The organism is Actinomyces israelii, from assembly GCF_030253495.1.
Classification (GTDB): domain Bacteria; phylum Actinomycetota; class Actinomycetes; order Actinomycetales; family Actinomycetaceae; genus Actinomyces; species Actinomyces israelii.
The window spans coordinates 3,217,959-3,232,409 of the sequence record NZ_CP124548.1 but is presented as its reverse complement, the minus strand read 5'-3'; the positions used below and the strand labels follow the sequence as shown (position 1 = coordinate 3,232,409).

Annotated in this window: 11 protein-coding genes; 2 read left to right on the top strand and 9 right to left on the bottom strand. The window is 71.3% G+C overall.

Translation table 11 applies throughout. The features are described 5' to 3' along the window. The first annotated feature begins 162 nt into the window (after positions 1 to 162). Entirely contained in the window at positions 163 to 1,848 is a 1,686-nt protein-coding gene (locus AIF0345_RS13490) for a lysine--tRNA ligase (RefSeq protein WP_285296422.1), read from the top strand. A gap of 144 nt (positions 1,849 to 1,992) precedes the next feature. Then, entirely contained in the window at positions 1,993 to 2,355 is a 363-nt protein-coding gene (locus tag AIF0345_RS13485; protein WP_268917845.1) for a cupin domain-containing protein, read from the top strand. A 344-nt stretch (positions 2,356 to 2,699) separates the two neighbouring features. Here AIF0345_RS13485 and AIF0345_RS13480 read toward each other — a convergent pair whose 3' ends face one another. The 9 genes from AIF0345_RS13480 to AIF0345_RS13440 all read right to left on the bottom strand — a co-directional run bounded on the left by AIF0345_RS13480 (position 2,700) and on the right by AIF0345_RS13440 (position 14,440). Beyond that, positions 2,700 to 4,238, bottom strand: coding sequence for a peptide MFS transporter (locus tag AIF0345_RS13480; protein WP_285296421.1), 1,539 nt, complete (start codon positions 4,236 to 4,238; stop codon positions 2,700 to 2,702). A gap of 205 nt (positions 4,239 to 4,443) precedes the next feature. Next, positions 4,444 to 5,988: a peptide MFS transporter gene (locus tag AIF0345_RS13475; RefSeq protein ID WP_285296420.1), complete on the bottom strand. Its 1,545-nt coding sequence runs from the start codon at positions 5,986 to 5,988 to the stop codon at positions 4,444 to 4,446. Between the two features lie 41 nt (positions 5,989 to 6,029). Next, positions 6,030 to 6,710: a DivIVA domain-containing protein gene (locus AIF0345_RS13470; RefSeq protein ID WP_285296419.1), complete on the bottom strand. Its 681-nt coding sequence runs from the start codon at positions 6,708 to 6,710 to the stop codon at positions 6,030 to 6,032. Between the two features lie 146 nt (positions 6,711 to 6,856). Further along, positions 6,857 to 8,125, bottom strand: coding sequence for an alpha-hydroxy acid oxidase (locus AIF0345_RS13465; protein ID WP_268917848.1), 1,269 nt, complete (start codon positions 8,123 to 8,125; stop codon positions 6,857 to 6,859). Between the two features lie 237 nt (positions 8,126 to 8,362). Further along, positions 8,363 to 10,609 carry an FtsX-like permease family protein gene (locus AIF0345_RS13460; RefSeq protein ID WP_268917849.1) on the bottom strand — a complete coding sequence of 749 codons (2,247 nt, stop codon included), beginning with the start codon at positions 10,607 to 10,609 and terminating at the stop codon, positions 8,363 to 8,365. After that, positions 10,606 to 11,307, bottom strand: a complete 702-nt coding sequence (locus AIF0345_RS13455; RefSeq protein WP_268917850.1) for an ABC transporter ATP-binding protein — start codon at positions 11,305 to 11,307, stop codon at positions 10,606 to 10,608. The genes AIF0345_RS13460 and AIF0345_RS13455 overlap by 4 nt, the downstream gene beginning before the upstream one ends. After that, positions 11,304 to 11,828 carry a PadR family transcriptional regulator gene (locus AIF0345_RS13450; RefSeq protein WP_043563683.1) on the bottom strand — a complete coding sequence of 175 codons (525 nt, stop codon included), beginning with the start codon at positions 11,826 to 11,828 and terminating at the stop codon, positions 11,304 to 11,306. Before AIF0345_RS13450 ends, AIF0345_RS13455 begins: the two co-directional genes overlap by 4 nt. A 276-nt stretch (positions 11,829 to 12,104) precedes the next feature. Further along, positions 12,105 to 12,743 (bottom strand): DUF4291 domain-containing protein, encoded by a 639-nt coding sequence (locus AIF0345_RS13445; RefSeq protein WP_052375151.1) that lies wholly within the window; start codon positions 12,741 to 12,743, stop codon positions 12,105 to 12,107. A 224-nt stretch (positions 12,744 to 12,967) separates the two neighbouring features. After that, positions 12,968 to 14,440, bottom strand: coding sequence for a mannitol dehydrogenase family protein (locus tag AIF0345_RS13440; RefSeq protein ID WP_285296418.1), 1,473 nt, complete (start codon positions 14,438 to 14,440; stop codon positions 12,968 to 12,970). Between the last annotated feature and the right edge of the window lie 11 nt (positions 14,441 to 14,451).

Sequence of the window (14,451 nt, the reverse complement as noted above, 5' to 3'; positions counted from 1 at the left end):
GGATGCCGCAATTCTCCATGCCTCTGGAGAACTATCCACAGGACCGGTCCTGGGCCCTGCGCGGCGCCCGCCTGTGGAGCCCGGCGCTCCGGCGGGCGCGTGGCCGATGCCTCGCGGCCGCACCGGGGCGCGCGCCCCCTCGGCCGCATTAGACTCGCGCGCGTGACCGATGCGACCCGGCAGAACGCCGTCCCCGAGCCCGACAGCACTCAAGCCTCTGAGCAGGCCGGCGGTCCCCGGCAGCCCGCTCAGCCCAAGCAGGACCCAGGCCCGGGCGAGCAGTTCGAGGTCCGCGCCGCCAAGCGCGACCGCCTGCGCTCCGAGGGCTGGGACCCCTACCCGGTCCAGCTCCCCATCACCACCACGATCGCCGCGGTCCGCGAGGCCTACGGCCACCTGAGGGCCGGGCAGGAGACCGACGACGTCGTCGGCGTGGCCGGGCGCGTGGTCTTCCTGCGCAACACCGGCCGCCTGTGCTTCGTCACCCTCGCCGACGGCGCCGGCACCACCCTCCAGGCCATGCTGTCGGCCAAGGCCCTGCCGGGTGCGGGCCACACCTCCCTGGCGGCCTTCAAGTCCGACGTCGACCTGGGCGACCACCTCTTCGTCCACGGCCGCGTCATCTCCTCGCGCCGCGGTGAGCTGTCGGTCATGGCCGAGCCCGTGCTGCGCGAGGGCGCCGACGCCGCCGCGCCGGCCGAGCTCGGGGACGACGACGTCGCCGTCCCCGCCTGGCGGATCGCCTCCAAGGCCCTGCGCCCGCTGCCCAAGGTCTGGACCAACCAGGAGGGCGAGGAGGTCAGCCTGAACGAGGAGAACCGGGCGCGCCGCCGCGAGCTCGACCTGCTCACCCGCCCGGCTGCCCGCGACATGGTGCGCACCCGCGCCGCCGTCGTACGCTCCCTGCGGGCGAACTTCCACCGTCGCGACTACCTGGAGCTGGAGACCCCCATGCTCCAGGTCATCCACGGTGGGGCGGCCGCCCGCCCGTTCATCACCCACATGAACGCCTTCGACATGGACCTCTACCTGCGCATCGCCACCGAGATCTACCTCAAGCGCGCCGTGGTGGGGGGCGTGGACCGCGTCTTCGAGATCAACCGCAACTTCCGCAACGAGGGTGCCGACTCCTCCCACTCCCCGGAGTTCACGGCCCTGGAGGCCTACGAGGCCTACTCCGACTACAACGGTATGGCCGAGCTGACCCGCAACCTGGTCCAGCAGGCGGCGCGCGATGCCTTCGGCCTGCCCGAGGGCGGCGAGGTCGTGCGGCTCGGCGACGGCACCGAGTACGACCTGTCGGGCGAGTGGGACAAGATCGACCTGTACACCTCCGTCTCCCAGGCGCTGGGGGAGGAGATCACCGTGGAGACCCCGCGAGAGCACCTGGTGGCCCACGCCGAGCGGATCGGCCTGGAGGTGGACGACTACGCCGTGGCCGGCAAGGTCGTGGAGGACATCTTCGAGGAGCTGGTGGGCAACAAGCTGTGGGCCCCCACCTTCGTCTACGACTTCCCCGAGGACACCTCCCCGCTGACCCGCTACCACCGCTCGCGCCCAGGCCTGACCGAGAAGTGGGACCTGTACGTGCGCGGCTGCGAGACGGCCACCGCCTACTCCGAGCTGGCCGACCCCGTGGTCCAGCGCGAGCGTTTCGAGGCCCAGGCGCTCGCCGCCGCCAACGGCGACCCCGAGGCCATGGTCCTGGACGAGGACTTCCTGGTCGCCATGGAGCAGGGCTTCCCGCCCAGCGGCGGCATGGGCATGGGCATCGACCGGCTCCTCATGGTGCTCACCGGCCAGGGCATCCGCGAGACCATCACCTTCCCCCTGGTGCGGCGCTCCTGAGGCGGCGCCCGGGGCGGTTCGGTTTCACGCGCCCGGCGCTCAAATAAACAAGGCTTGATCCGGGAAAAAGTGTGGGTTATGTTCTGTCTGCCGGGCGGGAGCGCTCGGCGGAAGACGAGTCGCACTACCTGAGGGGATAGCCGTATGTCCATCAGCGAGAGCACGAGTTCAGCACGCGAGTCCAGCGTCCATACCGGCCTGTCGGCCGACTTCCCGATGACCGCGGGAGAGAAGAAGGTCCGCGAGGTCGTCAACAACGAGCAGCTGATCGTCGTCGAGTTCGTCCTCGGCGCCGACCAGCTGATTCATGAGGAGGAGCCCTCGCCCATGCCGACGGTCCTGCACGTCCTCGAGGGCACGATCAGGTTCTCCATCGACGGCGTCGAGCACGAGCTGAGCGCCGGCGACGTGGCCTACATGGCGACCGGCGCCAGGCACAGCGGCCGCTCGGTGAGCGCTGCACGGTTCAGCCTCGTCGGGCTCAAGCAGGGCGCCGACGACGTGTGACCGCGCCCCGGGGCGGGTAACGGGCGGGCGCGGGCTCCGGGTGGCGATGCGCACAGGGGCTTGCGCGCGCCGGCCCCGAGTAGAGCTCGCGGCTCTGCCCTCCAGGCGTCGATTCGCTTCCGCGGCTCGACGTGCGGGGGTGCCGCAGGCCGCCGGAGTCGGGTGAATCGTCGTGGCCGCCTTCGGTGTGATACTCCACTGTCGAGGACGGAAGCAGGCGGAGTCCGTCAGCCGCGGGCAGGCGGGCTCACTCAGGTCGAAGGGGATGGGGACCGATCTCGAGCCGGAAGTGAACCGATCTCGGCGAAAGGGGCTGGAGGGGGGCGGCGGGGCCGGGCCGGCGGCTACTGCGGACCGGGCGCATCGACGTCGGCCATCTGGCGCTGGGTCCAGGGGGCGGCGGCGAAGATGGCGATGGCGACGACGATCGTCGCCGCGCCCAGGCCGTAGTAGTAGGTCGCGTCACCTATGTGCCTGGTGTTGGCGATGACGACGGCGGCCAGTCCCTGGCCGGTGGCCGAGGCCAGCAGCCACAGGACCATGGCCTGGGAGGCGAAGCTCTTGGGGGCCAGCGCTGTGGTGGTGGACAGGCCGACCGGTGAGAGGAACAGCTCGCCGACGGTCTGGACGATGAAGACGACCGCCAGGAACCACCAGGGCGCCAGGCTCTCCCCGCCGGTCCAGGTGCCGAAGCCGTATCCCATCATGAGTGCGGACAGGCCGATAATGAGCACGGCGGTGGCGAACTTGGTCACGGTGGGGATGGCCCGGCCCAGGCGGCGGGAGAAGAACCAGCCGACCAGCGGAGCCAGGATGACGATGGTGGCCGGGCTGACGGACTGGTACGCCTCGGGGCTGATGACCCATCCGAAGGGCGTCGTCCCGTCGGTGTGGGACTTGGAGAAGATCGCCATCTTGCCCGAGGCCTGCTCGTAGATCATCCAGAACAGGACGGCTCCGACCCACAGGGAGATGTAGGCGCGCATGTGGGTGCGCTCCGGGCCGGTCACCTTGGGGGAGCGGAACATGATGACGAAGTAGGCGATCGACGCGCCCAGGGCGATCACGAATGTCGTGTATGCGATGGTATCGGACAAAGACCCCAGGAGCCCGTAGAGAGCTCCCGCGGCCAGGGCGATGGCTGCCGCCGCGCCGAGCGAGACCAGGAGCAGCCTGCGGCGGTCGTCTTCCTGGAACGGGTTGGGCACGTCGAAGGCGAAGGCGGAGAGCTTGCTGCGCCCGTAGACGAAGGCGACGAGTGCGAAGGCCATGCCGATCGCGGCGGCCGCGAATCCTGCGTGATAGCCGTAGTGGGCTCGCAGCCAGCCGGTGACCAGCGGCGAGGCGAAGGCGCCGACGTTGATCGACATGTAGAACAGCTGGAAGCCGGTGTCGCGGCGCGGGTCGCCCTGGTCGTACAGGCCGCCGACGATCGTGGAGAGGTTCGGCTTGATGAACCCGGTTCCGGTGGCAACCAGGACGATTCCCGTCCATGCCAGGGGGACAATGGGGGTGGACAGGCACAGGTGGCCCGCCATAATGACGACTCCCCCGTAGAGGGCGGACCGCCAAGGCCCTATGACGCGGTCGGCGAAGATGCCGCCGGGGATTGACAGCAGGTAGACGGCCGCGCCGTATATCGCCAGGATGACGGCGCCGGTATTGTCATCTATCCCCAGGCCGCCGTTGACGACCTCGTCGGTGATGAAGAAGAGGAGAATGGCGCGCATCCCGTAGTAGGAGAAGCGCTCCCACATCTCGACGTTGAGCATCCAGGGAAGTCCCCGGGGATGACCTAAAAGTCCTCGATCTGCTTTTGAGGGGCCTGTGCGGAGCGTATCGGGGGTCCAACTTCTGGTCCTAGTCGGCTGGGTGGTTGTCATATTTCCCTCTCTCCTGCGGCCGAGCCGGTTGATCGGTTATGAGGGAGTTCGGTGCCTGACCACAGGTACCGAGTCAGCCTACAGTGAGCGAGGAAACATGAATGATATCTTGATCGTCGTCGGGAACACCCCAGCGGCAGGTGCTCCCGACGACGACTCCATACCGCCGCCCGATCGGGCGGGGCCGGCGGGAGGGGAGAGGGACTTACTCCGTGGAGACGGCGCTGATGTCAGCCATCTGGCGCTGGGTCCAGGGGGCGGCGGCGAAGATGGCGATGGCGACGACGATGGTGATCGCGCCCAGGCCGTAGTAGTAGGTCGCGTCGCTGATGCTCTCGGTGTTGGCGATGACGACGGCGGCCAGTCCCTGGCCGGTGGCCGAGGCCAGCAGCCACAGGACCATGGCCTGGGAGGCGAAGCTCTTGGGGGCCAGCGCCGTGGTGGTGGACAGGCCGACCGGTGAGAGGAACAGCTCGCCGACGGTCTGGACGATGAAGACGACCGCCAGGAACCACCAGGGCGCCAGGGGCCCGTCCTCCCCGCCGGTCCAGGAGTGGAAGCCGTATCCCATCATGAGTGCGGACAGGCCGATAATGAGCACGGCGGTGGCGAACTTGGTCACGGTGGGGATGGCCCGGCCCAGGCGGCGGGAGAAGAACCAGCCGACCAGCGGAGCCAGGATGACGATGACGGCCGGATTCACGGACTGGTACGCCTCGGGGCTGATGACCCATCCGAAGGGCGTCGTCCCGTCGGTGTGGGACTTGGAGAAGATCGCCATCTTGCCCGAGGCCTGCTCGAAGATCATGAAGAACAGGACGGCTCCGACCCACAGGGAGATGTAGGCGCGCATGTGGGTGCGCTCCGGGCCGGTCACCTTGGGGGAGCGGAACATGATGACGAAGTAGGCGATCGACGCGCCCAGGGCGATCACGAAGATCGTGTACGCGATGGCGTCGGGCCACGTCCCCAGGAGCAGGTAGAGGGCCCATGCCACGAAGACGGTCCCCGCCGCCGCGCCGAGCGAGACCAGGAGCAGCCTGCTGCGGTCCTCGGCATCGAGCGGGTTGGGCACGTCGAAGGCGAAGGCGGAGAGCTTGCTGCGCCCGTAGACGAAGGCGACGAGTGCGAAGGCCATGCCGATCGCGGCCGCGGAGAATCCTGCGTGATAGCCGTAGTGGGCTCGCAGCCAGCCGGTGACCAGCGGCGAGGCGAAGGCGCCGACGTTGATCGACATGTAGAACAGCTGGAAACCGGTGTCGCGGCGCGGGTCGCCCTGGTCGTACAGGCCGCCGACGATCGTGGAGAGGTTCGGCTTGATGAACCCGGTTCCGACGGCCACCAGGACAATGCCCGCCCAGGCCAGGGAGTCGATGGGGATGGAGAGACATATGTGGCCCGCCATAATGACGATCCCCCCGTAGAAGGTGGACCGCCAAGGCCCTATGACGCGGTCGGCGAAGACGCCGCCGGGGATCGACAGCAGGAATACGGCCGCACCGTAGACCGCCAGAATGGTCTCACCGGTGTTCGGGCTTATCCCAAGGCCGCCACTGGCTATCTCGTCGGTGATGAAGAAGAGGAGAATGGCGCGCATCCCGTAGTAGGAGAAGCGCTCCCACATCTCGACGTTGAGCATCCAGGGAAGCCCCCTGGGCTGGCCGAGCAGTCCCCGGTCGTCCTTGGACGGACCCGTACGGAGCGTATCGGGGGTCCAACTTCTGGTCCTAGTCGGCTGGGTGGTTGTCATATTTCCCTCTCTCCTGCGGCCGGGTCGTTCTGCAGTGGTTTTCAATGACCGCTGCGGGCCTCATAGTCCCGCAGCACGCGCATGATGGTGTCTAGGAGCTCGTCGACCTCGTCCTGCTCATAGCCCTCGCGGAACCGGGTGACCTGGAACATCTTGTTTGCCACGGCCTCGGAGGTCAGCGCCCCCGGGGGTGCGCCGTCGGGCCGGGACGCGCCATCCGCGCCGCTCGCCTCCCATGCGCGCAGGGTCCCGGCGACGTCGTCGAGGAACTCGTCGACCTCGTCCTGCTCGTAGCCCTCGCCGAACTTGCTGCTGGCCTGGAACTTCGCGTCCATGACGTCCTGGGCCGTCAGCATCTTCTGCGGCGCGCCGACGACGGTGCCCGTCTCCCAGGCGAGCAGGGCCGCGGCGGCCTCCCGCATGAAGGCATCGACCTGGTCCGGCTCGTAGCCGTTGCGGAACCTGGTCGAGGTGAATATCTTGCTCGTCACATCACGGGAGGTCAGCACCCCGTATGAGGCGCCGGCCGCCCGGCTGTCGTGTTCGGCCGGCTCGCTGCCGTCGGCAGGCGGGAGCGCGCCGACGGCCGTGCCTGTCTCCCACGAGCGCAGGGCTGCGACGACCTCCTGCATGAAGGCGTCGACCTCCTCCGTGCTGTACCCCTTCTTGAGCCTCGTCAGGGCAAAGCTCGTATGCGAGGCCTCGTCGGTCGTCAGTGTCATGGCTGGCTCCTCGATCCGGTGCGGAGGGGTGCTGAGGCTGTGCGGGGCGGCGTGACGGCCGCGAACGACGACACTCCGGCCCTGACCGGCTGCCCGTACTGGTTCGTGACGGTAGCACTAACGCGGGGCGGGCGGGGCCCGCCCGGTCAGCGGGCGACGGCGTCGGCGGCCGCCCTGACCTGGCCGCGCACCGGCACCAGGCGCGTGAGCTGGGTGACGTGACGCGGCTCGAGCTCCTCGATGCTCGAGACGCCCAGGAGCTTCATGGTGCGCACGATCTCCTCCGACAGGATCTCGATGGCGCGGTCCACCCCGGCGCGCCCGCCCGCCATGAGGCCGTAGAGGTAGGCGCGGCCGATGATCGTGAACCTCGCGCCCAGGGCGACGGAAGCGATGATGTCGGCGCCGTTCATAATGCCGGTGTCGATCATGACGGTGGCGTCGGAGCCGACCTCGCGGACGAGCTCGGGCAGGAGCCGGAAGGGGACCGGGGCGCGGTCGAGCTGGCGCCCGCCGTGGTTGGACAGGATGATGCCGTCCACGCCGTGGTCGAGCAGCCGCTTGGCGTCCGGGATGTTCTGCACGCCCTTGATAACGATCCGGCCCGGCCACATGGAGCGGATGACCTCGAGGTCGTCGTAGCTGATCGTCGGGTCCATGGCGGAGTCGAGCAGCTGGCCGACGGTGCCGCCGGTGCTCTTCAGGGAGGCGAACTCGAGCTTCGGGGTGGTCAGGAAGTCGAACCACCACCACGGGCGCGGGATCGCGTTGAGGACCGTCCCCGCGGTGATCTGCGGCGGGATGGAGAACCCGTTGCGCCGGTCGCGCAGGCGGGCCCCGGCCACCGGGGTGTCGACGGTGAACATGAGGGTGTCGAAGCCCGCCCGCGCGGCGCGCTCGACCAGGCCGTAGGAGATCTCCCGCTTGCGCATGACGTAGAGCTGGAACCAGTTCCGCCCGTGCGGGTTGGCGTCCCTGACCTCCTCGATGGAGGCCGTGCCCAGGGTGGACAGGGTGAACGGGATGCCGGCCGCGCCCGCGGCCCCGGCGCCCGCGACCTCGCCCTCGGTCTGCATGAGGCGGGTGAAGCCGGTCGGGGCGATGCCGAAGGGCATGGCGGAGGTCCCGCCCAGGATCTGGCAGGAGGTGTCGACGCTGGGCGCCGGCCGCAGGATATCGGGGTGGAACTCGACGTCGCGGAAGGCCTGGCGGGCCCGGCGCAGGGAGATCTCGCCCTCGGCGGCGCCGTCGGTGTAGTCGAAGGCGGCGGCGGGAGTGCGGCGCCTGGCGATCGTGCGCAGGTCCCAGATGGTCTGAGCCGACTGGAGCCGACGGCGCTTGGCGTTCAGGTCGGGCTTCTTGAAGTGGAGCAGATCGAAGATCTCGTTCGGATTGGGGATCTGGCGCTTGACCATGGCGGTAGTGGACCTCGTCGTTGAGCGAGTGTTATGACGTTGCAGGTGTTCGCGCGCGGCACGATGCCGACGCGACATCTGCGCTGCAAGAGTAGAGGGACGAATGGCCTAGGAGCAAGGCGCCCCTAACCTAAGTTCCGCCTGCAGGGCGTCTGTCAGGGCTGGCAGGGGCCTTGTGCCCGGCTCGCGCAGACCGACGAGTCGCGCCGGCGCCGCTACTCGAAGCGCACCGTGCCGCTACTCGAAGCGCACCGTGCCTCCTGAGACCATCCGGCCCGCCGCCCGTGCGCTTGCCGCGATCGCCGCTCCCGTCAGTGCCAGGCACGCCCCGACCACGGCGTAGTAGGAGCCGGCCGGCCAGTCGATCGAGCGCGAGGACGTGCCCGTGACGAGCACCCAGGCCGTGTACACCGCCGCCCCGATGCTCAGGGCGAGCACGGTGGCCACCGGCAGCAGGGTCTCGTAGGCCACCGAGCGGCGCAGGACGTCGCGCGGCATGCCGACCAGGCGCAGCAGGGACAGCACCCGGCGCCGCGCCAGCAGGGAGGCGACGGCGGACACCGCCAGCGAGGCGGTGGACACGCCCGCCGCGATGAGGATGCCGATGTACCCCAGCGCCGCGAACTGGTTCTCCAGGGCCATGGCCATGACCTCGACCCTGTCGCTGCGCGTGAGCGGGTACATTGTCAGGTCCAGGTCGGAGGTCTCCATGGCGGTGCGCGCCCGCTCCAGCGCACCCGCCCCGCCGTCGGTGCCCACGAGCAGCACCGCCGGTGCGGGCCCCTCCCCGGGAGCCTCGGCGGGCAGCGGATCGGCGGCGGCGTCGGCCAGCCATCTGGAGGACACGCTCACCCAGCCCGTGTCCGACTGCGCGTCCGCGGCCCCCAGGGCGCGGGCGTCCTCGACGGAGAGCACCAGCCGCGTGTAGGCCGCGTCCTGGTCCTCGTCCGGGTCCTCCTCCTGGTCCTGGGATGACCCGGATGACCCGGATGACCCGCTCCCGCGCGGCACCTCCATGCTCGCCACGGCGACGGTCCGCACCCCCTCGACGTCGTCTAGCCGGCCGGCCGCGGCCCCGAGCGCGGCCGGGTCGGCCGGTCCCGCCGTGGCGTAGAGCGTCGTCGTCGAGAGGTAGCCGGCCCCCTGGGCGGGGGTGGTGGTGCCGGCCGCCGCCGTGATGGCGACTGCGAAGAGCGTGACGGCGTAGACGGCGACGACGAGGCCGCCCACCGCCCGGAAGGCCGCCCGCGGGTGCTGCGCCAGCCGCCCCAGGCTGATGACCTGGGCCGCGCTGCGGGCGCCGCGCCGGGCCAGCCGGGCGCTCCAGGAGGTCAGGAACGGTCCGGCCCACAGCAGCCCCAGCATGGTCAGGCAGAACGAGCCCACGAGGAGGCGGCCCAGGACCATGGGCGGGGTCTCGGAGCCTGAGAGCGCCCGGACCGCCGCGAGCCCGGCCAGGCCCGCCAGCAGCGGCAGCAGGGACAGGGACCGGGGCGGGCGCTCGCTGCGCTCGCGGGACGCCCCCAGCGGGCCGATGCCCGCGCGCCGGGTGCGCCACCAGGCCACCGCGGAGGCGCCGAGCGTCGTGCCGAGGACGGTGGCGGCGACGACCGCGGGGGAGGCGAGCAGATCGCGGGGGAAGAAGCGGGAGGAGCTGATCACAATGCGCGCCGCCACCGGGATGAGGGCGAGGTAGGCGCCGACCCCGAGCAGCGCCCCCAGCAGGGTCGTGGCCGCCGTCTCCGTCGCGGCGATCCGGGCCACCTGCCCGGGCGTCGCCCCGATCAGGCGCAGGGTCGCGAAGCGCTCGGCCCTCTGGGCGGCGCCCAGGTCGGTGACGATGGCGATCAGGAGGAGCACCGGGACGAGGATCGCGATCGCACCGATGGCGGCGACGATCCGCCAGACCTGGGAGGCGTAGTCGTAGCCGACGAGCTCGGTGACGACCTGCGGCGGGGCGCCCGAGCCCTGCCGGGCCAGGATCTGCCACTGGTCCATCCCGATGACCGCCACGAGCGAGTCCGGGCCCTCCACGGCGTCGTCGGACAGGGCGCCGGCCTGCTCGCCGTAGCGGTCCCCGAGCTGGTCGGCGGGGGCGGACGCGATGAGCCCGGCCAGCGCCGGAGAGGCCACGTACTGGCCCGGCCGGGGCACGACGTCGGAGCCGGGGACGCGCACGCGCGTGTCGGGCGTGGCGGCCACGAGCACGACGGTGATGATCCGGTCCCCGTAGTAGTCGGTGGTGGAGGCGATCGCCGCCGTGGCCGGGGTCAGGACCGTGTCCGGCTCCAGGTAGGTGGGGCTGGTCGAGACGGGCTGGTGCCAGGTGGAGCGCCGGCTGCGCTCGCCGAACGCCTGCGAGGCCGCCGCCAGCATGAGGAAGACGGTGATCCCGACCATGACCCCGGCGACGATGCCCAGGAGGCGGCGCCGTGACGGGCCGTCGCCGGCGATGACGAGGCGGGCCAGTGCCAGATCCTTCATCGTGCCTCCTCCACGAGCCCGGTCCCGGTGCTCAGGCGCCCGTCGCGGACGATGGCCTCGCGGTCGGCGTAGGCGGCGGTGCGCGGGTCGTGGGTGATGATGACCAGGGCGGTGCCGGCAGCCCGGGTGGCGCGGACCAGGACCTGCATGGTCTGCTCGGCGGCCAGGGAGTCCAGGGCGCCGGTGGGCTCGTCCGCGAAGAGGATCCGTGGGCGAGCCACCAGGGCGCGGGCGACGGCGACCCGCTGGGCCTGCCCGCCGGAGAGCTGGGTGGGGAGCCTGTCCTCGCGCCCGTCCAGGCCGAGCTCGGCGAGCTGGGCGCGGGCCCTCTCCAGGGCCTGCCTGCGCGGAGTCCTCGCCAGCAGCAGAGGGATGGTGACGTTGTCCAGGGCGGACAGGTCCGGCAGGAGCTGGCCGAACTGGAAGACGAAACCGAACTCGGCCAGGCGCAGGCGGGAGCGGTCGGCCTCGCCCAGGGCGACGACGTCGCGCCCGTCGTAGCCGACGCTGCCCGCGTCGGGGACCAGGACCCCGGCCATGACGTGCAGAAGAGTGGACTTGCCCGACCCGGACGGCCCGGTGACGGCCAGGACCTCCCCGGCGACGACGTCGAGGTCGATGCCGCGCAGGGCCCGGGTGGTCCCGAAGGCGAGCTCCAGGCCCCGGGCGCGCATAATGACGCGGGGCGCGGCGCTCATGCGCGCACCTCCTCGCGCAGCTCGGTCAGGCGGGCGGCCGTCAGGTCGATCCAGCGCAGGTCGGCCTCCAGGTGGAACAGGGCGTGGTCGGCGAGCAGCACGGTGCGCAGGTCGCCGTCCTGCTTGAGGCGGGTGAGCTCGCGCATGCGCGCGGTGTGGGCGGCGCGCTGCAGGTCGAGGAGGCGCTCGGCGTCGTCGCCCAGGAGGAGGGCGATCACGGTCTTTGCGAACAGGTCCGCCTGGATCGAGTCGGAGGGGACCTCCGGCCGGCGGATCCAGTCCTCGACGGCGGCGCGGCCGGCCTCGGTGATCTCGTAGCGCTTGCGCGCGGGGCCGGCCCCGGGCTCGGCGCCGACCTGGATGATGAGGCTGTCGCGCAGGAGGCGGGCCAGGGAGGAGTAGACCTGGCCGAAGGCCAGCGGCTTGGTCTGGGCGAACCAGCGGTCCCAGCTGAGCTTGAGGTCGTAGCCGTAGCCGGGCCCGGAGCCCAGCAGGCCGAGGAGCGTGAGTCGGGTGTCCATGGCCAGCAGTATATACGCAGTGTATACGCGTGTGGTGTAGTGGGGCCGGGGCAGGTTAAGGCAGGTCGGGACGGCTCACGGCCGTCATTCCGGTCGTGCGACGGACCCGGGTCCCAGCCGGCGGCCGGTCCTAGATGATTCCGGGGCGGCGCCGGCGGGCCGGGGGCCCGGAAGACCGGACGACCGGACGACCAACCCCGACCCCGGCCTCCGCCTTTGTCGGCCCGTACGGGCGCAGGCCGGCCCGCGCGAGTGAGGGGCCGTCCGCCCCGGGAGTCACGGCGCCGCTGCCGGTGGCGCGGTTGCGGTGGCGCCGATCCGCGAGGCCAGTGCGTCGGGCAGCGGGTACGGGCGCTCGCGGGGCAGGTCCGCGGCGGCCAGGGCGGGCAGGGAGCGCAGGCGGGCGACGTCGTCGGTAATGTCCCGCAGGGCGAGGACCCAGCGGTCCACGTAGTCGTCGACGGCGCCCGGGCCGATCCCGACCTGGAGGGAGCGGTACGGCAGGGGGCTCAGCGAGGCGCTGCGCTCGGGGTCCCACTGGACGCGGACGGGGCTGCGCGCCTTGAGGGCGGCCCACTGCTCGCGACTGGTGTGGACGGCGGGGTCCATGTGGCTCAGGCACGAGCGGCCCAGGGCCTCCTCGAAGCCGGACCTGGACATGGTGACGGCCAGGATCCGCTCCTGGCCCGGCTTGGTCGCCCAGCCGCTGCGGTACATCATCCACAGGAAGGAGGGCTTGACCCACGTCATGCGGCTGCGGCTGAAAGGCGGCACGAAGCGCCCGGCCGCCACGGCGGGGCCGGCGATGGCGGGGCCGTAGGCCTGGTAGACGGTGATGGACCGCGCGTCCCAGACGGCGCGCACCTGCCGGTAGGGGACGGGCGGGTCGGGGCGGTCGGCGTCGGGCTGGTTCATGGGCCCAGGGTGCCACGGCGTCCTGCGCGCGTGGCGCCCGGTGACTGATACGAGGCGATCCGACCGCCGGCTGCGCGGCACCGCGGTGCAGCCGATGTGCTCAGCGATGGTCGCCTTGCACCGGGCGCGGCCGAGGAGCCGGAAGCCCCGCGCCTTCCAGAACCTGAGCCTGCGCGCCCCGACGCGGCGCAGAAGGGAGATCTCGCCGGAGCCCGAGGGGCCGCTCAGCCCTCGGCCACGAGCGCCCGCAGGCGCGCCCGCGCCCCCTGGGCGCGCAGCGCCGCCAGCTCCTCGGCGTAGGTGGCGGCGAAGCGCTCGTTGGCCGCGAGGTCCCCGAAGATCTCCGCATTGCCGATGAAGGCGGTCTCCTCGCCGGCCTCCTGCCGCTCGGCCAGGGGCCGCAGGTCGTCGGCCACCGGGATCGGGTTGCCGCTCTCGTCGGTGCCCGCGGCACCCAGCGACCAGGCGGCGCACATGGCGGTCCCCAGGCGGATCGGCCCGCCCGCGGCGAGGTTGTCGCGCACGGTGGGCAGGACGAACTTGGGCATGCCGCTGGGGCCGAACTGGGCCAGGCGCAGCAGGGTGTCGGCAATGGCGGCGTTGGTGAAGCGCTCGAAGAGGGTGTCCACGTACTCCGCCAGGTCGATGCCGGGCACCGGCCGCAGGCGCGGCAGGGCCTCGCGCTCCAGGAAGGCGCGCACCCAGGCGGCGATGTCGGCGTCGGCGGCGGCCTCGTGCCCGTAGGTCATGCCGAGCAGGCGCCCCCAGTGCCCCAGGCCCTGGTGGGAGGCGTTGAGCAGGCGCAGCTTCATCAGCTCGTAGGGCACGACGTCGTCGACCATCTGCACCCCGACCCGCTCGTAGGGCGGGCGGCCCGCGGGGAAGTCGTCCTCGAGCACCCACTGGGTGAAGGGCTCGCACACCACCGGCCAGGCGTCCTCGATGCCCAGCTCGGAGCGGACCTCGGCGATGTCCTCCGGCGTGGTCTGCGGGGTGATCCGGTCGACCATGCAGCTGGGGAAGGAGACGTGCTCCTCGATCCAGCCCGCCAGCTCCGGGTCGCTCATGGCGGCCTGGGAGACGACGGCGGTGCGGGCGATCCTGCCGTTGCCGGGCAGGTTGTCGCAGCTCATGACCGTGAAGGGGGCGGTGCCGGCCTCACGGCGACGGCGCAGCGCCTCGACGACGCAGCCGAAGGCGGTGGTGGGCTCGCGGGGGTTGGCGGCGTCGTGGGCGGCGCCCGGGGACTCGGTGCGGAAGGCGCCGGTGGCGTCGTCGATGTTGTAGCCGCCCTCGGTCACCGTCAGGGAGACGATCCGGGTGGTGGGCGCGGCCATGAGGCTCAGGACGGCCTCGGGGTCGTCGGGGGCGAAGAGGTAGTCGTGGATCGAGCCGATGACGGTGGACTCGTGGTGGCCGTCGGGGTACTTCAGGGTCAGGGTGTAGGTGTGGTCCTGGGAGGCGAGCGCGTCTCGCATACGGGCGTCGCCCGGCAGGAGCCCGACCCCGCAGATGCCCCAGTCCAGGCAGGCGTCCTGCGGATTGTCGGACCCGGAGCCGTCTCGCATGAGGCGGTCGAGGTACATGGCCTGGTGGGCGCGATGGAAGCCGCCGACGCCGATGTGGACGATCCCGGTCGTGATCGCCGAGCGGTCGTAGGCGGGGGCGAGGTCGCTGCGGTCGGGAGTGGTGCTCATGGCTGGTGTCC

Bases quoted from the DNA above. Each gene is read 5' to 3' on its own strand.
- AIF0345_RS13485 (WP_268917845.1), top strand. From the start codon at position 1,993: ATGTCCATCAGCGAGAGCACGAGTTCAGCACGCGAGTCCAGCGTCCAT.
- AIF0345_RS13480 (WP_285296421.1), bottom strand. From the start codon at position 4,238: ATGACAACCACCCAGCCGACTAGGACCAGAAGTTGGACCCCCGATACG.
- AIF0345_RS13475 (WP_285296420.1), bottom strand. From the start codon at position 5,988: ATGACAACCACCCAGCCGACTAGGACCAGAAGTTGGACCCCCGATACG.
- AIF0345_RS13470 (WP_285296419.1), bottom strand. From the start codon at position 6,710: ATGACACTGACGACCGACGAGGCCTCGCATACGAGCTTTGCCCTGACG.
- AIF0345_RS13465 (WP_268917848.1), bottom strand. From the start codon at position 8,125: ATGGTCAAGCGCCAGATCCCCAATCCGAACGAGATCTTCGATCTGCTC.
- AIF0345_RS13460 (WP_268917849.1), bottom strand. From the start codon at position 10,609: ATGAAGGATCTGGCACTGGCCCGCCTCGTCATCGCCGGCGACGGCCCG.
- AIF0345_RS13455 (WP_268917850.1), bottom strand. From the start codon at position 11,307: ATGAGCGCCGCGCCCCGCGTCATTATGCGCGCCCGGGGCCTGGAGCTC.
- AIF0345_RS13450 (WP_043563683.1), bottom strand. From the start codon at position 11,828: ATGGACACCCGACTCACGCTCCTCGGCCTGCTGGGCTCCGGGCCCGGC.
- AIF0345_RS13445 (WP_052375151.1), bottom strand. From the start codon at position 12,743: ATGAACCAGCCCGACGCCGACCGCCCCGACCCGCCCGTCCCCTACCGG.
- AIF0345_RS13440 (WP_285296418.1), bottom strand. From the start codon at position 14,440: ATGAGCACCACTCCCGACCGCAGCGACCTCGCCCCCGCCTACGACCGC.